This is a genomic window from Streptomyces sp. NPDC079020 (assembly GCF_044542225.1).
Lineage (GTDB): Bacteria > Actinomycetota > Actinomycetes > Streptomycetales > Streptomycetaceae > Streptomyces.
Genome location: NZ_JBITUB010000005.1, coordinates 145,303 through 164,018 on the forward strand (window position 1 = coordinate 145,303; position 18,716 = coordinate 164,018).

Below are 18,716 nucleotides of genomic sequence, written 5' to 3' on the forward strand. Positions count from 1 at the left end.
GCGCGGACCCAAACCCGCGAATGAGTGTCCGGACATCTCGGAAATCCAACTGGTCAAGCCGGATGCTTCATGCCTCAGTACAACCTGTCCGTCTATACGAACAGATTGAGGACCTTGAGGTGAACGCCGGACGACCGCATGCCGCAATCGATCCGCACGAAGGGTCCGGGTGGGACCGGGATGCCGTCATGCGTCCGCCCGTACGGGCGGACGCACACCGGTCACACCACGATGCAGGTCATCGCCGCCCACAGCAGGGGTGAGTGTTCGATGCGGCCGCCGGTGCGCCAGTGGTCCAGCTGCTCCCGCTGCCAGCGGCCGAGCCGGTGCACGGGGTCGCGGTGCTCATGGGCGGTGTCGACGGCGATGACCGCCTCCGACAGCGGGCGTACGGACTGCGCCACTCCGGCCAGCCGGTGGAACGCGAGGTTCGTCGGCAGCGCCCAGCGGGTGGCGGTGACCAGCTCCGCACCATTGTGGATCATCGCCGTCGCCAGGCCGAAGGATTCGGCGAACCGCAGATCGCCACCGCTCTCACAGGCGATCAGCGCGACCCGGCGTGGTGCGGGCCACAGCTCCGCCCCCGCCCTGCCGTCCGCCCGGAGGGGCAGAGTGCCCAGGAGGAGGTCCTTGGCCGACAGCGGCCGGTGCGTGCGGACCACATCGGTGAGACCTTCCGTTCCCGGACCGCAGCACAGATGGAGCGTGACGTCCTCGCTCTGCCCGCCCCCGACGGGCGCACTGCTCACATGTCCGACATACATCAGCCGGTCCGCGCCCTCGCGCAGCACCCCGCTCAGCCAGTCCCGGTCCAGGTCCGTACGCCGGAAGGCTTCCGCCGCCGTGCGCAGGGGCGGTACGACACCGCCCGCGTCGAGGCGGCTCTGCACGAGCGAGAGCAGCGCACGGTCCGAGCCCGGAGGCCCGAGTACGGAGCCGAGCGGGGAGTCGGCCCGGAAGCCGGGCACCCTGGGGTCGAGGACGAGGACGACGGCGCCCCCGTCCGACGCCGGGCGCCCGGCACGGGCCGGGCGCCGCAGCGAGACCGGTGCGGTCGTCACGACATCCGCGAGGTCGATGAGCCGGACGCCCTCACCGTCGACGGCGAGGAGTTCCCACGGCACCTGGGCGACCCGGGGCGAGGGCTGTATCCGGACGCGAGGCCGCGCGCCGCCCGCCGACACATGGCGGATCTGCGCCGTCAGCCCCGGCGGCCACAATGCCTCGGAGAGGATCCGCGCGAGGCGGTGCTCGCTCGCGCGGCCGGCCATCGCCCCGGAGTCGAAGGCGCGCCGCATCCCCTCCGCACCGTCGGTCCGGATCGCTCCGCCCGCCGTTGCCGCCGTACCGTCCGCGCCCGCACCGGTGCCGTCTGCCGGGCCCGCTCCGGGCAGCGCGGCGGCCAGCGCGCCGACCGCCCGGTCGACCTCGGCGCCGGGCGCGTGCCCGGTGCCGAACCCGCGGGCCCCGCTCGTCCATGTCCAGGTCATGAACAGGTCACCGGCGTCGGCCAGCCGGACCTGAACCACCGGGCGGTCCGTCATGTCGTCGGCGTCCAGGGCGACACCTCTTCCTCACTCACGATCCGCCGGTGATAGCGGAATTCGGCCGCCGCGATGTACTCCTGGAGCGCGGTGCGGCCGGATTCCGGCGACATCCGCACCTGCGGCGGCGGCGCCACACGCAGTCCGACCGAGGCGGCGGCCTCCGCCGCACCGGCGCCCCCCAGCAGCGCCGGACCGCCGCTGTGCCCGTGGGCCTTCATCCCGGAGGCCGGAAAGACGCCCTCCGCGTCCCCGGCGGCCCGTGCCCTCTCGCGGGCCGCACTCGAAGCCTCCGGCGGCGTACGGTCCAGGGCGAGCGAGGCCCCCGCGCAGCGGTGCTCCACGAGTTCGAAGAGGAGCCCCTGATCCTGACGGCGTACGGCGAGGCGGAATACCAGGCGCATCGCGTCGTCGGCCAGCTCCAGCCACTGGCTGCGCGCGTGAGCGGTGACGAAGTCGTACCGTGCCGCCTCCAGCGCGAGCGCGGCCGGGAGCGCCAGGGAGATCGCGGTACCGATGGATGCCATCAGCCGGTCCCCGTGATCCGCCCGGTTCATATGGTCCTCAAGGGCCGCCGCGAGCATGAGGTCCACCTGTGCGCACCGCTCGTACACTCCCTGCGCCTCGTACACCTCGCGCGCCTGCTGGGTCAGCCGCCGCATCCCGGTGATGTCCCCCCGGGCGTAGGCCTGCTGGGCGGACAGCAGCCTGGTGTCGGCGGTGGCGATCGCGGCACCGAGCCGTTCGAAGCGGGCCAGGCTCGAATCCATCAGTCCGGCCGCGCGGGCGGGGTCGCCGCGCAGCCCGGCGAGGAAGCCCCGCGCCTGCTCACAGACCGCCAGATCGCCGTACTGCCGCCGCCGCTCGAAGACCGCGGACGCCTCGGCATACAGCCGCTCGGCAAGGTCCAGGTCGCCCCGGCGCATCGCGGCATACGCCCGGTGCGCCGTCAGCTGCTGCCGCTCACCGGTGTCCGCCGTTGCCCGATAGCCCTCCTCCGCTCGGGCGAAGTAGTCCTCGGCTGTTTCGAACCGGCCGGTCGAGGCGCAGATCAGCCCGAGGCCGGTCAGCAGGCGCGGCACGGCGGGGACCACGGTCGCGGGCGTGGTGTCCACCAGTGCCGAGGCCAGTTCCTCGGCCCTGCCCCATTCACCGCGCTCGATCAGCAGATGTACCCGGTTCAGGCCCAGTTCGGCGGTGCGCCATCCCTCGGGATCGTCGAACTCCGGCAGCAGCGCCGCCGCTTCGTCGAGGGATGCCAGTGCCTCGTCCAGACGTCCGGACCCGCGCAGCAGGTCGGCCCTGCCCAGCAGCGTCTTCACCAGCACCTCCAGCCATCGCTGGCGGCCCAGCGGCCCCATCGGCTCGGACCGGATGCCGCGCAGGAGTCCCAGAGCCCGCTCGATCGGTTCCGCCGCGGCGGCCGGATCCGCGGCCATCAGCCGGAGCACTCCGATGTTGGACATCAGATGCGCCCGCAGGAACCGCACGTCGGCCGTGTCCTCCATGTTCTCGGCCAGGGTGAGCAGCTCCGCGCAGACGGCCCCGGCGGCGGCGAGATCCGGGGTCGTCTGATGGAGCTCCGCCAGCGCGAGGCCACTGTCGAACGGCTCGCCGAACAGCGGCGCCGCAGCGCTCTCGGCCGGCTCCGGGTCCATCGGGTCCCTTCCGTCCATGGGTTCCATCAGGTTCTCCGCCTGCTCGGGGAGTTGTCCGGCACGGCGTACCGGGAGGGCACTAGAAGTCCTGGGTGGTGGTCGCCGCGACGATCTCGGCGAGGAACGGCCCCGGGAACGCGTCGTGCGGCACGGGTTCCGCCGCGGCGTCCGAGAGCCGTCGCCGGACCAGGGAGCGGATCCCCTCACGGTACGCGGCGTCGCCGATGTCACCGGGGCCCGGATCGAACCCGGGCAGCAGGACGCCCACCTCGATCCGTGGCGTCACCGTCGAGGCCATCAGTTCCAGGTGCGCCCGGCCGGTCCAGGTGTCGCCCCCTCTTCTCAGGGGGACCCGTTTCTCCGGGCCGCCGTCCACACGCACCTCCGCGACGAGTGGCACAGCCGAATCGGGCGCCGCGGCGTCCGTGACGACCTCGACCTCGATCTCCCGGCGCGCACCGACCGCGCGGGCGGTCCAGGACACGGCGTTCTCGGCCGCGTCGACGAAGCCGGGCGGATAGCGATGCCATTCGTTGGTCCCCGAGCCCCGTCCGATCACCCGGCCTCCCGCGACGGGAGGTTCGCCCGCCGCCGCGAGGGCGTAGTCGGCGGTCCGGGCGAACAGTGCGCCGAGGCCGGCCGGCGGGGTCTTAGGGCTGTCCCGGCCGAGGGAGATACGGAGATGGCGCAGCGCCGGGCCGTCCAGACCGGCGTTGTCCGCGGCCTCGTCGATCAGCCGCAGGACGTGCTCCACGTGGCGTCGCTGATGGTCTCCCGTTCCGGACGGTTCCGGTGCCGAGCGCCACCACTGGATCAGTGGGCCGAGCCCGGCCTGATGGTCCTCGACCAGTTCGGCCACGCAGTCGTCGGGCCGGTCTCCGGAGATGCCGTACGCGGTGCCGTACGCGAGGTGCTGGGCGGTCTCGTGCGGAATGCCGTACGAGGCGTCGGGGGCGGTGTCGTAGGGGGTGCCGAACAGTTGCTGGCACTCATGGGTGAGCGCGGCCAGTTCCAGCCCCAGCAGGTCCGGTTCGAGCCCGGGGATGCCGTCCAGGTACGACGTCGGCCACCATCGGGCCGCCCAGTGTCCGAGGGCGAGCCGGGCGGCGCGGTCCGCCAGCGCGGTCCCGTCCGCCGCCACCTCGGTGCGGTCCGCGCCGCCCTCCGCGCACGCCTGGACAGCGGCCGCGGTGCGCTCGCCGTAGACCGCCCACAGCCACTGCTGCGCACTCCCGGGGTCATGGATCTCCGCCGCGGGCAGGCCCGGAGCACGGAGAACGGGCCAGGTCAGAATCGCACCCGCCACATCGAGTACGGACCGTGCGAAGGCGGGCCCGAACCCGACGGGCCCTTCCGGCGCACCGGGCACGGCCTGCCCTGTCGCGACCAGGATCGTGCCGTCCCCCGCACGTGTGACCGTGATGGCGGGCTCGGGCATCACGTGCTCCTCGGCCCGGCCGGCCGCACCGCGGTGCCCGGGTCCGGCGCCTTCGCGGAGAGCGTGCGCAAGGCTGCCCGGACCCTGGCACGGTGATCCATCATCACGGAGCGGGCCACCCCGTCGAGGACCGCCCAGGCCGGGCCGATGCCGTCCAGCGACGCGTCGCGGACATCCCGCCCGTGCAGCCTCACCCACAGGCGCCGCATGTAGGCGACCCACGGCGTCCGGAGGTCCTGGGCGAGCGCGTCCAGGACCCCGCCGTCCGGGTCGCGCCGGGGAGAAACGGTCATCCTGCGGGCGTGGAGGACCGATGCCTCGCGCTGCCAGCGGCTGTTGACGGCCCGGTGCGCCGCGGTGCGGCCCAGCCCGGCCTCCCCGGATCGCCCCGGTCCGGCGGTTTCCCCGCTGCCCAGCGGATCGAGACCCACCGCGAGCCGGCCGCCGAGGACCACGGCGACCCGCAGGCTCTCGTCGTACAGGCCCAGCGGAGCGCAGCTGCGGCCGGCCTCGCGCCGGACCAGCTCCGGCACCGTCGGCAGCTCCTCGCGTCGCGCCGATGCCTGGAGCGCGGCGAAGACCCGCTCGAAGAGCGTGCGGTCCAGCGGTGCCGGAAGCGTGGCGGTCGAGGCTCCCCGGCCGACCTCCGGGCGCGGGGGAACCCGGTGTCCGGTCAGCTTCAGATGGGCCGGCAGGTCCTCGCGCCCCCAGACTCCGTGCGGGTGTGCCCACAGCGCACGGCCGAGCAGACTCCCGTACTCGCCGTCGATCAGGGCCGTGAAGGCCTGCGAAGCCGGCTCCGGACCTGTCGGCCCACGGGCGCCCGTCGCATCACAGCTGCCTGTCGCGCCACAGGCTTCGAGCACTTCGGTGGCCAGAGCGGCCGCGGCGACCGCGTCACGGGCGGGGGCCGGCCGACGGCTCTCCCAGGCGGCGGCCAGTTCCCGTTCCAGCGCCGTACGCCGGAGGGGGTCGGCCAGATGGTCCTTCAGCGCCTCCACCGTACGGCCGCCGGCCGCGTCCACGACCCCTTCGAGGGTGGCCCTGGCCAGCGCCTCCGAGCCGGCCGAAGGCGTTCCGTGTTCGGCGGCCAGCTCGAAGCAGAGCTGGAAGTACAGGTCCTGGGGGTTGCCCGCCACGATGCCCAGGGCCCGGCGGGTCTTCTTCAGCAGGGTGAACCACCGCGCCGTCGCCACGAGGCGCGCGCGGTCGCCGTGGATCAGTTCCTCAAGGCGCGCGGCCTCCGTGTGGCCGAGGTAGTCCGTCGCGAGTTCCGGCCGCAGCGAAGGCCTGACCAGCAGGGGGAGCACGATCAGCTTGACCGTCCGGGTCAGGGGCGCGCCCCCGGGGCCGCTCAGCGGATCCAGCCCCGGTCCGAGGCCGCGCCAGGCTCTGTCGATGACCATGGCGCGCGGTACGCGTTCGCCCGGCGGCTGGGTCGAGGACGGCATGGCACGAGAGTACGACGGACGGAAGCGGGCGGGCGAACCTGGGATCGGTAGGCCGGCCAGGCCGTCTAGCCTCCAGAGCGTCGGGAGGTCCGACGGTGGGAAGAGGACCTGATGGCCGCCACGGTCATCCGCACGGTCCTCACAGCAGGGCCCCTGCGAGCAAGGCCGGCACGTGCCACCCGGGCTCCTCACCACCGGTGCCCGGCACGCCGAGGCATGACATCAGCAGAGGGGAAGAACACCATGGGACTCTTCGGACGCCGCAAGAGCCGCGAAGAGCGGGCCCACGAGATCGCCAACAAGGTCGCGAGCGGCAAGGGCTTCTACGGCCGGACCACACGCGCGTTCGTGGGCGGCGAGGACTTCGCCCGGCTCCAGGAGTCGGTCGGCGCCTACAACACCGGCCTCACCGCCCAGCAGCTGATCGCCATGGGGGTGCCTCCCGTACCCGCCGTCGTCGTCTCGATCGCCGACACGGGCAAGCTGGTCAACTTCGAGCCGGTCGTCGAACTCGTCGTCGATCTGGTCCCCCAGCCGTCCGGGGTGGCCGGCCGGATCGAGCTCCAGACCATCGTGTCGAAACTGCGGATACCCCGTGCCGGCGAGCAGGTGCTGATGGTCGCCGACCCCGCGCAGCCCGGTGTCTACCTCTACGCCGGTGTTTCGTGAGGCCCGGCAATCCGGAGGCACCGCGCAGACGGCGCGGCCCGGCCGTCGGCTGAGGCGGCCGGTCCGCTGAGCGGGGCATGAGCGTCGCCGCGGCCGGACGGACCACCGGCCGCACGTGTCGAGCACGACCACGTCGGCGGCACCGCCCAATCACCTACCGGGTCACCGCTCCCGCCGCGGCCGGTCTGTTCCGTGGGGGATCAGACCGCCGGCGGGAGCGGCGGCACCGGTGACCGGCGCCGGAAGCGCCGCGTCCGCTGGTGCGCCGCAAATCGCCCGCCGGGCGGCTCCGGATGCCGAGAAGACCCCTACGAGGCCCCCACTTCGGTACGGACATCGCACCGTTGTCCCTCTCCCCTGCGGCAACGCCTCTGGCGGCCCTTCCCCCTCCCGTACGCACCTCTCTCCACGTCCCGTGCCGGGGCGGCGGCCGACGCACCTGATCGGTGTTGTCAGTGGTCGCAAGTATGTTCAGTCGTGTCCCGCCGCTCGGCGTGGACTTCCCTCTGGCGTACAGGAGATGGTGAGTTGTCCGACTGGGAGAGGTCGAGTACCGCACGGGTGATCCCACCCGCGCGTCCACGCAAACTCGCCAAGGTGCCGTTCGTCGAACTGGCCGACGGACGGCTGCAGGGTGTGGTGTCCAGCGGTTCGGACATCGCGCGGGTCTATGTCTCGTCGGTCGCGGCCGGCACCTACGCGTTCACCTGCAGCACCAACAACAACCGGCCCTGCGGCGGCGCCCGGGGCTCGTTCTGCAATCACCTCCGGGCCCTGATCAGCGAGGCGGTGCTCCAGTACGGCGCCGAGCGCGTCGCCCGCTACCTCCGGGTCGAGGACGCGGGCGGGGAGCCGAGCGCGCAGTCCATCACCTCCGGCATGACCGGCACACGTCCCCCGCAGGGGGACGCCGGGGCCGCCGCCCCCGTCTTCAGCCGCTTCCTGCGCCACCTCGCCTATCTGGAACTCGCCCCGGCCACCGTGCCGTTGCCGGAGATGCAGTGGTTCCCGCCCACCAGGGCGGCGGCCTGATGCGCGCCGACCTGCTCGCCGAGTCCATCGCCGGGCTGGACGAGGCACTGACCGCCGTCGACTCCTTCGACCGGGCCCTGGTCGCGGGCCTCCTCCGCCCCCGGCCGGCCGAGGCCGCCGGACTGGCGGACATCGCGCGGGCGGTCGCCGGGACACCGCTGGCCGCCAGGGTCGCCGAAGCGGCGGAGAAGGCCGCGGCCGGGGCGGCGGGCGAGGACCACTTCGTCGCTCTCGCCGCCGCCCGCACCGCACTGCTCGGCTCCGTCCACGACGCGCTGCTGGAACGTGTCGAGGAGGCGGCCGGCCGGGCACGCGGCGACGCGACCGGGCCGGAGCCCGACGCGCCCCAGGAGACGAACCTGCTCGCCGCGGCGCGGTCCTGGCTGTCCGACCTGGCGCGCGCCGGGTGGCGGGGTATCGACCACGACCTGGTGTCCGGGGCGACGCCGGTCGTCTCCGCGATGCTTCCGGACCCGGCCCTGCGCCGCCCGGCCGCGCTCCTCGACGGCTTCGCCGCCGAACTTGCCGCCTCCTGCCCCGGCGCGGCACTGGACCGGATTCCGGCACGCCGCTGGGCCGACCTGTGGTCACGCGCGATGCTGCTGACCCTGCCGGGTGCCGCCGACGTGCCGGTGACCGGTCCGGCCACCGGCCGCCTCCTGCCCCTCGGCGTGGACGTGCACGAGCACCCCACGGCCGTACAGGCCCAGGTGCACGCGGTGTTCGAGCCGGCGGACGGCACGGCATCCCGGCTGGTGCGTGCCTCCGTATCGGTGCCGAAGCCCGACACGGTCCTCGGAGCCGGGCTCTGGCAATTGCTCCGCCCGCACATGTCGCTCCTGGCGGCCCTGGGCGAAGGCCTCTCGATGGATCTGACCGGCATGCCGCTCACCGCCGAGGGCGACCTCGTCTGGAGCGACGCGCACGCGCGCCGGGGCGAGCCCGCCGACGCGCTGACCACGGCCCGGGTGGCGCTGCCCACCGCGACCGCTTCGCCGACCGCCCCTCTGGACCGGCACCCGGCACGCATCGCCGTGCCGGTCTTCCTTGAAGGGTACGAGGCGTGGAGCGACGGGGAGGCGCCGGGCTTCACCGTCGCCGGATACCGCCTGGCCGTCGACACCGACCGCGTGCCTGCCGCCGGCCCGCTCACCCCCGAGGCCGTGGCGGCGTCCAGGGCGTGCATCGGTCTGCTGCGCTGGGACGACAGAACGTACAGCGTGCAGCCGCTCGCCGTCGAGACGCTCGTGCGGAAGAAGGCTGTCGCGGTTCACGCCGGGGCCTGGGCCGGGGGCACGGCCGACAAGGCGGGAGTCAGGGCCGAGAAGGCCGCGACCGACGCCGCGGCGGTACTGCGCGAGCGCGCCGGAAGGCTGTTGCGGAAATGACGGAACAGGATCCCGCGGTGACCGCGCACGACAACCGGCGCCAGGTTCTCTACTGGCGGCTCCTCGCCAGGCTCTTCGACCCCGAGGAGCAGGCGACGCTGGAGTCGTCGAGCCTCGCGGTCGTCGAGGACATGGACCTGCCCGCCGCACTGCTGGACCCGCAGGCGTCCGTGGGCGCGATCGTGCAGCGCCATCCCGAGCTGGCCGCCGAATTCGACGGGCTGATGGTGCCCGGACCCGGGAGCACCGCGGACGACGGCACGGGGGACGAGGGACGTGACCGTGCCGCCGAGGTACGGCGCGCGGCGCTCGTGTCGAAGGTGCTGCTCAATGTCTTCGCCCCCGGCACCGGCACGGTCACCGCCGGGCAGTTGTCGCGCTGGCAGTCCGACGCGGGCTGGCTGGAGCGGGCGCTGGGCTGTGAGCCGGGCGGGCTGCGCGGCGGCCGGCCGGCGGGGGGCGCGACGGGCCACGGCGTCGGACCGCACGGGTCCGGGAGCCGCGGTGCGGCACCCGATCTCAGCCGGCTGATTCCCGCCCTCGGCCCGGAGCTCGGTGCCATCGAGGCCGACCTCGTCAAGCGGATGCGTCTTCGTGAGGTGCTCGCCGATCCGCAGCTCGCCGCGCAGCTGACGCCGAGCATGTCGCTGATCGAGCAGCTCCTGCGCGACAAGGACAACCTGTCCGGTGTGGCCCTGGCCAACGCCAAGGCGCTGATCCGCCGTTTCGTCGACGAAGTCGCCGAGGTGCTGCGCACACAGGTGGAGAAATCGACGGTCGGCGCGCTGGACCGCTCGGTGCCGCCCAAGCGGGTCTTCCGCAACCTGGACATCGACCGCACGATCTGGAAGAACCTCACCAACTGGAGCCCCGAGGAGGAGCGGCTGTATGTCGACCGCCTCCACTACCGCCACACCGCCCGCAGGACGACGCCTCAGCGGCTGATCGTGGTCGTCGACCAGTCGGGCTCCATGGTCGACTCGATGGTCAACTGCACGATCCTGGCCTCGATCTTCGCCGGGCTTCCCAAGGTCGACGTCCACCTCATCGCGTACGACACCCAGGCGCTCGACCTCACGCCATGGGTGCACGACCCCTTCGAGACCCTGCTGCGCACCAATCTCGGTGGGGGAAACGACGGCATGGTCGCCATGTCGCTCACCCAGCCCAAGATCGCCGAGCCCCGCAACACCGTCGTGGTGTGGATCTCGGACTTCTACGAAACACGCGTTGAGCAGCTGTTCGAGAACATGGCCGCCATCCACCGCTCGGGGGCCAAATTCATCCCCGTCGGATCGGTGAACAGTGCCGGCCGCGGCAGCGTCAACCCGTGGTTCCGGGAGCGCTTCAAGGATCTCGGTACGCCGGTGCTCTCCGGCCACATTCGCAAGCTCGTCCATGAGCTCAAGACTTTTCTCGCTTAAGACTTAAGAAAGGCCCCGATATGTCCGACCTGTTGCGCGCCCCCGCCGAGATCAAGTACGCGGAGGAGCTGGACTGGCTGGAGTCGGTCGACGACGGCCCCAAGCCGTTCTCCTGGCGCCTGTCCCCGAAGATGGTCCGTCTGTTCATCCTGGGCTCGGAGCGCTCCGACGGCCTCGACCGGGAGATCCCGCAGAAGTGGTTCGGCGACCGCAGTTTCGTCGAGCGCTCCATCGTCACTCTGGCGTCCGACCGCGGCCTGCTGCTGATCGGTGATCCGGGAACGGGCAAGAGCTGGCTGGCCGAGCTGCTGTCCGCCGCGATAAGCCGCAACTCCACCCTGGTGGTGCAGGGCACGGCCGGCACCACCGAGGACCACATCAAGTACTCCTGGAACGTGTCCATGGTGATCGCCAAGGGCCAGTCACGGGAGTCGATGATCCCCTCGCCGATCATGACCGCGATGGAGTCCGGAGCGATCGGCCGCTTCGAGGAACTCACCCGCTCCACGAGTGATGTCCAGGACGCGCTGATCTCGATCCTGTCGGAGAAGTACGTCTCCGTCCCGGAGCTGGACAGTGACAACATCGTCTTCGCCAAGCCCGGTTTCTCCGTGATCGCCACGGCCAACAGCCGCGACCGGGGCGTCAACGACCTGTCCTCCGCGCTCAAGCGCCGCTTCAACTTCGTCCGCATCCCCGTCGTGACGAACAGGAAGGCCGAGGCGGAGATCGTCCGTTTCCGCACCGAGGAGCTGCTGCGCCGCCACCGGATCGAGCTGGACGTGCCGCCGACGCTGCTGGATGTGCTGCTGCAGAGCTTCGCGGATCTGCGCGCCTCCGCCGCCGCGGCGGGCAGCGACGACGAGAAGCTGGAGTCCGCGCTGTCGAGCGCCGAGCAGATCGGTGTGCTGGAGGACGCGATCCTGCACAGCAACTTCTTCGGCGAGCACACGCTGACCGCCCGTGCCCTCGCCTCGTCGCTCGTCGGGTCCCTGGCGCGGCGTGAGCCGGAGGACCTGGCGATCCTCAACAAGTACCTGCACGGTGTCGTCGAGCCGCGCAGCAAGGAGGAGGGCGGGTCCTGGCCGGAGTTCCTGGAGGGCGGTCGCGACGCGATCGCCACCCTGTCATGAGCGCCGTGCCCGAAGGGCCGGCCTTCCACGCGCTGCGTACGCAGCTGGAGGAAGCCGCCTCCGTGTTCGCCGACGGGCCCGACGCGCTGGAGGGCATCCTGCTCGGCATGGTCGACGACGTCGACCGCGCGGTGCGCGAACCGCTGGAGATCTTCCCCGTCTGCCATCACTCACCCGCCTCGGCGATCGCGATGGCGCGGCGGCTGCGGGAGAAGCAGCCGAAGGTCGTCTATCTGGAGCTGTGCGAGGACATGGCGCCGCTCCTGCCCGAGCTGCGCAACTGCCGGCTCCCGGTGGCGGTGCAGGCGTTCGCCAGCGAGATCGAGGGGTTCCCGGCGGAATGGGCACCGCTGTCCGTCGTCGCTCCGATCACCGAGGCGTCGGCGGAGTACCAGGCGATCGCGTACGCGCTGGACACACCGGGCGTCGAGCTGGTTCTCGTCGACCGCTCCTCGGACCATGTGTTCCAGTGGCAGATGCGCGGGACCGGGCCCGGCGGGCCTGCCGCGGGTCCCGACGCGCCGCCCGCCGAGGAGGAGGCCGCGCTGCACGGCGACGCGGTCGGTGTGGAGATCGGCGACCTGCGGCCGCGCTTCGCCGAACTGGAGGAACACCTGCTGCACCACGGGCGGGTGCGGCACTGGTCGGAGTGGTGGCACCAGTACGTCGAACTCCCCCTGGGCGACAGTGATCACGACACCTACCGGCAGGTCATGCTGCTGATCGGCAGCCTGTTCCGACGGCTGGCGCCCGGTGATCCCGAGCGGTCCGGCACGGACGAGGACCGTGAGCGCTACATGTGGACCCGGATGCGCGAACACCTCGCCGCGTCCGGTACCGACCCCGCGGACTGCCTCTACGTCTGCGGCGCCTTCCACGCGGCAAGCCGGGTCGCGGAGTTCGGCGTGCACGGCACCGACACGTTCGAGATCAGTCCGCCCGGCGCGAGCACCTGGCAGCACGGCCTGATCCCCTCCAGTCACTCGGCCATCGAGGCGCAGTTCGGCCTTGCCGCCGGTTCGGTGTCCATCGCCGCGACCCAGTGGGCGCAGAACGTCAAGCGCGCGAAGGTACGGCCGTTCCGGCTCGCGGGGCAGGCGGGTACGAAGAAGGCGTCGAAACCGGGCAAGCCCGCCGCGCCACCCGTCCCCGCGACGACAGAGGCGCCCTCGGACAGGCTCACCGGTTTCCTGCGCCGTCCGCCCGTCCTGGACCAACTGGACGAGAACGAACTCCTCGGCTGGTCGGTGGAGATCGTGCGCGCCGCGCGCCGCAACGGCTACCTCGCCTCCACCGCCGACGCCATCGCCGTGTTCGAGACATCGATCCTGCTGGCCGGGATGCGCGACCGGGCCAGGCCCACGCCGTACGACTTCCAGGACGCGGCGATCACCTGTATCGAGAAGGACGCCGTGCCGGGCCGGCGCGATGTGCGCCGGCTCGTGGAGATCATGATGGGCGGCGACCGCGTCGGCCAGGTCGGATACGACGCGCTGCCGCCCCTGGCCCGCGACGTCCACGACCGGCTCGCTCCGCTGGACCTGAAGCTCCAGCAGCGCGGTGTGCAAAGGGCGTTGCTCGACATGTCCTCCCGGCCCGAACTGGAACGGTGCTCCGACGTTCTGTGGATGCTGCGCCGGCTGCTGCCGCACAACGCCGCGCGGCCGATCATGGGTGAGCGGAAGCTCGGGGAGCGGCCGATCCAGGAGTCCTGGGACCTGGCACTGGGCACCCATCAGCGGGCCCTCATCGAGCTCGGTTACGAGGGCGTCAGCATCGAGCAGGTCCTGGAGCAGCGTCTGCGGCGCGCCGCGTACGCCCCGCACGCCACGGCGGCGACCGCCCTCCAGGCCGTCGAGGACGCGACGTTGTATCTGCGCAGCCGTCGCCTGGCCGACGAGCTGGGCACGCGCGCCCTGGAGATCCTGACGACCGAGCGCAGCGTGGACGGCGCGCCGGAGGTGCTGCGCCGGGTGCGCCGGCTCCTGGCGTACTACCGGACCGCCGAACCGGTGCTGCCGCCGTGGATCGAGTCCTTCGTCAAGGCCGGTTACGCGCACTACTGCACCCTGCTGCCGACGGCGTTCACCGACGAGGACGCGACCGTCCGTCAGGTCGCCGCGATGCTGGGCTTCCTGTTCAGCATGGAGAGTCTGGCGCTGTCGCTCGGATGTGACCGAACCCAGCTGGAGCTGGCGGTCGCGCAGGCGCATCCGCAGGAGCCGTCCAAGGTGGCGCTGCTGTGGGCGGCTCAGACGCACCTGGGGCAGCTGTCCCGGGCCGGCCTTCGCACGCGCTGCGAGGAGATGCTGGGCAACCCCCTGGTGGTCTCCGCCTATCCGCGCTATCTCAGCGGCTTCCTCCATGCGCTGGAACCGGTGCCGCAGCTGTCCGACTTCGTCGTGGAGCGGGTGTCGAGCGCGTTCGCGCGCCTGCCGGATCCGGTGCTGCTGCCGTGGCTGCCGACCCTGATCAGCACCTTGCGCGCCGACGGCGCGGAGCTGGCCCCCCTGCTCATCCGCGAGGCGGGGCGGATCTTCCCGGGCCGGCTCGCGGCGCTGGACGAGTGGGTGCCGCCCTGGCTGGACCAGCCGGCCGACGAGGCTGTGCGCCCCGCGCCCAGCACCGGCACCGGCACCGGCGTACTGCTCGCCGCTCACCCGGCGGCCTGCGACGCGGTGGCCGCCCTGCTGGGCTGCGACGGGGTGTGGGAGACACCCGGTTCCGCCGCGTCCGGCGCGGTGCTCACCGCCCGCCACCCCGCGACGGCGGAAGCTCTGGAGGCGCTGCTGACCGGCCCCTGACTCCGGCGATGTACCGGCCGGACGCGGCCCGGCGGTGGCTCCGGCCGTACGGGACTCGCCCGTGCGGCCGGAGTCGGGTCCGCGGTCCGCGAGCCCTCCTGGCCACGGGCGGAAAAGGAGGGGCGCCGTCCGCGGGACCTTGCGAGGATGGCCCCCTGTCCCGTGCCTGAAGCGAAAGGACGCGTACGACCATGACTCGTGCCGTTACGTTGATCCGCTCCTCCGTCCTGTCCGACGTCGCCGAGTACGCCTACGCCGCCACCGCGCCGGCGGAGTCCCGGCTGATCTTCCTCGCCGGGGCGTGCCCGCTCGACGAGGACGGCTCCACGGTGGCGGTCGGGGACTACGCGGGCCAGGCGGCGAAGGCCTTCGAGAACTTGCGGGCCGCTCTCGCCGCCGCCGACGCGTCTCCGCAGGACGTCATCAGTACAAGGGTCCTCGTCGCTTCCACTCGTCAGGAGGACCTGGTGACCGCCTGGGAGGTGGTCCGGGACGCGTTCGGCGACCATGACGTTCCCAGCACCCTGATGGGTGTCACGGTGCTCGGGTACAACGATCAGCTCGTCGAGATCGAAGCCGTCGCCGCCGTGGTCGACTCCTGATGCCCAGGGGAACCTCCGCCTCCGAAGCGGGGAACGCGCGGTTTCCCGCTGTCTGCGGCGGCACGTCGTGCGGTTCGTGGGGGTGGCCCACGTGATCGGTCCGTCGTTCGGGGGGCTGCCGCGGGACGGCGGCTGGGAGCCCGTCGCGGCCGGTGAGTCCGACGCCGCTGTCTTCCGTTCGGCTGATGGCTCGCGGTTCGCCAAGTGCGTCCCGGCGGACCGTGCGGCCCCGTTGGAGGAGGAGCGGGACCGTGTCGAATGGCTGAGCCGACAGGGCGTTCCCGGTCCATGTGTACTCGACTGGCGCCTCTCCCCCGGCGGCGCCTGCCTGGTCACCAGCGCCGTCGTGGGCGTACCCGCCGACCGTGTCCCGGCTGCGGAACTCCGGGCGGCATGGGGTTCGATCGCTGACGCCGTGCACCGTCTGCACGGATTGCCCCTGCGCCGATGCCCGTTCAGCCGTGACCTCGCGCGGATGATCGCGCGGGCCCGCGACGTCGTCGCGAGAGGAGCGGTCGATCCGGAGTTCCTGCCGGAGGACCAGCGGCGAACTCCCGCCGGGGAACTGCTCGCGCGCCTCGTCCCCGAACTCGACCGCCGCCTGGCCCAGGAGGCCGCCGAGGCCGTCGTCTGTCACGGCGACCTGTGTCTGCCCAACATCATCCTCGATCCGGAGACCAAGGACGTGGCGGGCTTCATCGATCTCGGCCGCCTGGGAGCGGCCGACCCGTACGCCGACATCGCCCTGCTTCTCGCCAACTCCCGGGAGACATGGGCCGACACCCGGCAGGCCGCCTGGGCGGACGAAGCGTTCGCCGACCGGTACGGCATCGCGCTCGACCGGGACCGTGAACGGTTCTATCTCCATCTCGACCCGCTCACCTGGGGGTAGGCCGTGTGCCCGCGTCGCGGCCCGGTGACCCGCAGGTGCGGGCCCCGGGCGCCGGTCCGCGGCTGACCGGCGCCCGTCGCGGCATCGGCGCCCCGTCATGGGATCGGCTCTCACCCGGAGAGGGTGGCGGCGGGGCAGGGACGGCGGGCAGCCGATGAGGTGACGCCCGGTCCGTCCGCCCGCGCGTCACCGCGCGGGTTCCGTCCGGCGCGAGAAGGTGAACGGGCTGCGCCCAGGTCCGAGTCCCCTGTTTGGCGCCAGCCCCCCGAGGTTCCCGGGCCGACGCCGTCACGCCGCCCGCCCGGGCACCTCGGCACCCCTGCGGCAGGCGGATCCGGGGGCCGCGAGGGAATCCTCTCCGGACGGGCCGGGTTCAGCCGGTGGACACCGCCCGCAGGAGCCGGAGTTGGCCGATCTCGGCCACGTTCTTCATCAACTCGGCGTTCACCCAGGCCACCGTGTGCGCGACGGTATGGGCGGGGTCGTTGTGCCAGGAGAACGGCGCGACGGCGTCCAGGTCGGCGTCCGTGAGCCGTTCCAGCACTGACAGCCAGTCCGTACGCAGATCACGCAGCCATGCGACGGCGGCTTCGCCGTCACCGGGCCAGGTGATCTCCTCCCGCTCCCTCGGCACCCGCCCCTGAAGGTGGTCGATGGTCACGCTCCACCACCAGCCGATATGCCAGCTGATCCAGCCCGACGTCGGGACCGGAACAGGCGTGGGCTCGCTCTCGGCCCAGTCCGGCACCCACGTTCCGTCGCTGCCCCGGCGCACCGTCCAGCAGAGTCCGGCCGGCTCCCACAGGAAGTCCTCGGGCTCCAGCCGGTCCAGGTGATAGTCGAACAGCGACCAGGTCAAGTCGAACTGCCAGCGCAGCAGTTCGCATCGAGAGGCGTTCATCCGCCAACCCTGGCACAGTGCGCCGCTTCCGTCCCAGTCGCCTCAGGGACGACATTCAGGTGATATCCCGCCGTCACCGTGGAGCCCGAGGACAAACCGGCCGATCACTCCACAAGGAACCATCCTTGCGGTGCGCTCGGATGCTTTCAGATCCCCGAAGGAGAAGTCCGGACATGACAGGGAAGCGCGGTGCCGTGGCAGCCGCACTCATGGGAGTGACCGTGTTGACGGCAGCGGCAGCGGCTCCCTCGGAGGCGCCGGCCGCAGCGGCCCGGAACGACACCACGACCGTGGTCCGTACCGGGGACGGCCGGGTCCGCGGCATCCGGACGGCCGGCCACCGTGTCTTCCTCGGCATTCCCCACGCCGGTGCGCCGAAGGGCGCGCACCGATGGGCACGCTTCGCCCGCACCGGTACGCCGAACGGTCCCGGCCGGCCGAAGTGGCCCCGGTTCATGCCGGAGGCCGATGTTCCGTACACCCAGTCACTGGCTCCGGACGCCATCGGGCCCGTCGACTACGCCATCGTGCCCGTCGACTACGCCGCCGGGCACCGGCTCGCCTTCTGGCACCGCCTGCCGGGCGGAACCTCCCCTCGCGGCTGTCCGCCACAGCCGCACGTTCCTCCGGACATCGCTGCCGTACGTCCCGCCGTACGCCAAGGAAAGGAGACCGGCTCATGACCGCGTCCGAACGGATCAACGTCACCCACGACTGGGGCGTCCTCAGGGAAACGGTCGTCGGACGTGTCATCGACTTCACGTTCCCCGCCGCGCTCGCCTCGGGGGTGCCCGCGTCCCTGGGGTTCCTGCCTGAACGGACCAGGGCCGACATGCCCCGGTGGGCCGGTCTTCCGTGGTCGGAGGCGGATCCCGACGGCTACGGCCGGTGTGTCGAACAGGTCGAGGGGCTCGCCCGCTTCCTCACCGGCCGAGGGGTGAAGGTCCATCGTCCGCGCGAGCTGACGGAGAGCGAGCTCGCGCCGTACGGCGACAGCGGCACGTTCCATATGCAGACGTTCGTGCGTGACCCGATGGTCGTGGTCGGCGACCTGGTCGTGGAATCAGCTCTCCGGCTGCCGGTCCGCTACATGGAACGCTTCGGCCTGCGGCCGGTGTTCGAGGAGGCCGTGGCGAGGGGAGCGCGCTGGGCCGTCATGCCGCCACCGGCTCCCGTACCGGTCCCGGACATCGCGGCGGCCACCGGTCCCTTCCTGGAGGGCGGCGATGTCCTGCTCATGGGAAGCGACATCCTCGTCGGAATGGGGGGCGGCACGGCGTCCGACGCGGCCGGCGCCCGGTGGCTGGCAGAGCGGCTCGGCGACGGATACCGCGTCCATGAGGTGCCCCTCACCGCGGATGTCATCCATCTCGACGACGGCCTCACCACCGTCCGGGAGGGCCTGGCGGTCATCTGCCGCGAACAGTTCACCGAGGGCGTCCCCGCGCCGGTCGCGGACTGGGAACTGATCGACATCGGTCTCCGGGAAGCCGTCAACCTGCTGGCGGGCAACAGCCTGGTGCTGGCACCGGGCGAAGTCGTCGTCGACGAACGGCTCTCCCACCTGGCGGAGGAGCTCACCGCGCGTGACGTCACGGTGCACACGCTGCCCTACGACGCGGTCACCCCGTTCGCCGGCGGCTTCCGCTGCTCGCACCACCCGCTCGTCAGGGAGCTGTGACCGGTCCGGCCACCGCACCCGACCGGCCGGAACGGCGTCGGCTGTGCCCACCTCGCGCACGCCGGCGGCTCCGGACCGACGCGGCGCGGGAACGCGGGG

General features: G+C 72.3%; 15 protein-coding genes. 10 read left to right on the forward strand and 5 right to left on the reverse strand.

Annotated elements, in window-relative coordinates; all coding sequences use genetic code 11:
* Nucleotides 1-221: 221 nt before the first annotated feature.
* From ACIGJO_RS12455 to ACIGJO_RS12470, 4 genes are all read right to left on the reverse strand, one after another.
* Nucleotides 222-1,544, reverse strand: coding sequence for a CHAT domain-containing protein (locus ACIGJO_RS12455; protein WP_399956112.1), 1,323 nt, complete (start codon nucleotides 1,542-1,544; stop codon nucleotides 222-224).
* The gene (locus ACIGJO_RS12460; protein ID WP_399956115.1) at nucleotides 1,541-3,220 is read right to left on the reverse strand and encodes a hypothetical protein; all 1,680 of its coding nucleotides are present in this window, start codon (nucleotides 3,218-3,220) and stop codon (nucleotides 1,541-1,543) included. Before ACIGJO_RS12460 ends, ACIGJO_RS12455 begins: the two co-directional genes overlap by 4 nt.
* A gap of 61 nt (nucleotides 3,221-3,281) precedes the next feature.
* Complete coding sequence (locus ACIGJO_RS12465) at nucleotides 3,282-4,640, reverse strand: hypothetical protein (protein WP_399956118.1); 1,359 nt, start codon at nucleotides 4,638-4,640, stop codon at nucleotides 3,282-3,284.
* Entirely contained in the window at nucleotides 4,640-6,091 is a 1,452-nt protein-coding gene (locus ACIGJO_RS12470) for a hypothetical protein (RefSeq protein WP_399956121.1), read from the reverse strand. Before ACIGJO_RS12470 ends, ACIGJO_RS12465 begins: the two co-directional genes overlap by 1 nt.
* A gap of 243 nt (nucleotides 6,092-6,334) precedes the next feature.
* Here ACIGJO_RS12470 and ACIGJO_RS12475 point away from each other — a divergent pair, with 243 nt between their 5' ends.
* The 8 genes from ACIGJO_RS12475 (at nucleotide 6,335) to ACIGJO_RS12510 (ending at nucleotide 16,035) form a co-directional block, all read left to right on the forward strand.
* A complete protein-coding gene (locus ACIGJO_RS12475; protein WP_399956124.1) occupies nucleotides 6,335-6,760 on the forward strand; it encodes a hypothetical protein in 426 nt (141 codons plus the stop codon).
* A 528-nt stretch (nucleotides 6,761-7,288) separates the two neighbouring features.
* A complete protein-coding gene (locus tag ACIGJO_RS12480) occupies nucleotides 7,289-7,792 on the forward strand; it encodes a hypothetical protein (RefSeq protein WP_399956127.1) in 504 nt (167 codons plus the stop codon).
* Nucleotides 7,762-9,180: a hypothetical protein gene (locus ACIGJO_RS12485; protein WP_399956130.1), complete on the forward strand. Its 1,419-nt coding sequence runs from the start codon at nucleotides 7,762-7,764 to the stop codon at nucleotides 9,178-9,180. Before ACIGJO_RS12480 ends, ACIGJO_RS12485 begins: the two co-directional genes overlap by 31 nt.
* The gene (locus ACIGJO_RS12490) at nucleotides 9,177-10,604 is read left to right on the forward strand and encodes a VWA domain-containing protein (protein WP_399956133.1); all 1,428 of its coding nucleotides are present in this window, start codon (nucleotides 9,177-9,179) and stop codon (nucleotides 10,602-10,604) included. The genes ACIGJO_RS12485 and ACIGJO_RS12490 overlap by 4 nt, the downstream gene beginning before the upstream one ends.
* Nucleotides 10,605-10,624: 20 nt before the next feature.
* The gene (locus tag ACIGJO_RS12495; protein WP_266928638.1) at nucleotides 10,625-11,737 is read left to right on the forward strand and encodes an AAA family ATPase; all 1,113 of its coding nucleotides are present in this window, start codon (nucleotides 10,625-10,627) and stop codon (nucleotides 11,735-11,737) included.
* The gene (locus ACIGJO_RS12500) at nucleotides 11,734-14,541 is read left to right on the forward strand and encodes a hypothetical protein (RefSeq protein WP_399956137.1); all 2,808 of its coding nucleotides are present in this window, start codon (nucleotides 11,734-11,736) and stop codon (nucleotides 14,539-14,541) included. Before ACIGJO_RS12495 ends, ACIGJO_RS12500 begins: the two co-directional genes overlap by 4 nt.
* A 191-nt stretch (nucleotides 14,542-14,732) precedes the next feature.
* Nucleotides 14,733-15,143 (forward strand): RidA family protein, encoded by a 411-nt coding sequence (locus tag ACIGJO_RS12505; RefSeq protein WP_399956140.1) that lies wholly within the window; start codon nucleotides 14,733-14,735, stop codon nucleotides 15,141-15,143.
* Between the two features lie 91 nt (nucleotides 15,144-15,234).
* On the forward strand, nucleotides 15,235-16,035 hold the full coding sequence (locus ACIGJO_RS12510; RefSeq protein WP_399956143.1) for an APH(3'') family aminoglycoside O-phosphotransferase: 801 nt from the start codon (nucleotides 15,235-15,237) through the stop codon (nucleotides 16,033-16,035).
* A 373-nt stretch (nucleotides 16,036-16,408) separates the two neighbouring features.
* On the opposite strand, the gene ACIGJO_RS12515 is transcribed toward ACIGJO_RS12510, so the two are convergent.
* Nucleotides 16,409-16,936 (reverse strand): DinB family protein, encoded by a 528-nt coding sequence (locus ACIGJO_RS12515; protein WP_399956146.1) that lies wholly within the window; start codon nucleotides 16,934-16,936, stop codon nucleotides 16,409-16,411.
* Nucleotides 16,937-17,109: 173 nt separating this feature from the next.
* On the opposite strand from ACIGJO_RS12515, the gene ACIGJO_RS12520 reads away from it, so the two are divergent.
* Complete coding sequence (locus ACIGJO_RS12520; RefSeq protein ID WP_399956149.1) at nucleotides 17,110-17,619, forward strand: hypothetical protein; 510 nt, start codon at nucleotides 17,110-17,112, stop codon at nucleotides 17,617-17,619.
* Nucleotides 17,616-18,617, forward strand: coding sequence for an amidinotransferase (locus ACIGJO_RS12525; RefSeq protein WP_399956152.1), 1,002 nt, complete (start codon nucleotides 17,616-17,618; stop codon nucleotides 18,615-18,617). Before ACIGJO_RS12520 ends, ACIGJO_RS12525 begins: the two co-directional genes overlap by 4 nt.
* Nucleotides 18,618-18,716: the final 99 nt, after the last annotated feature.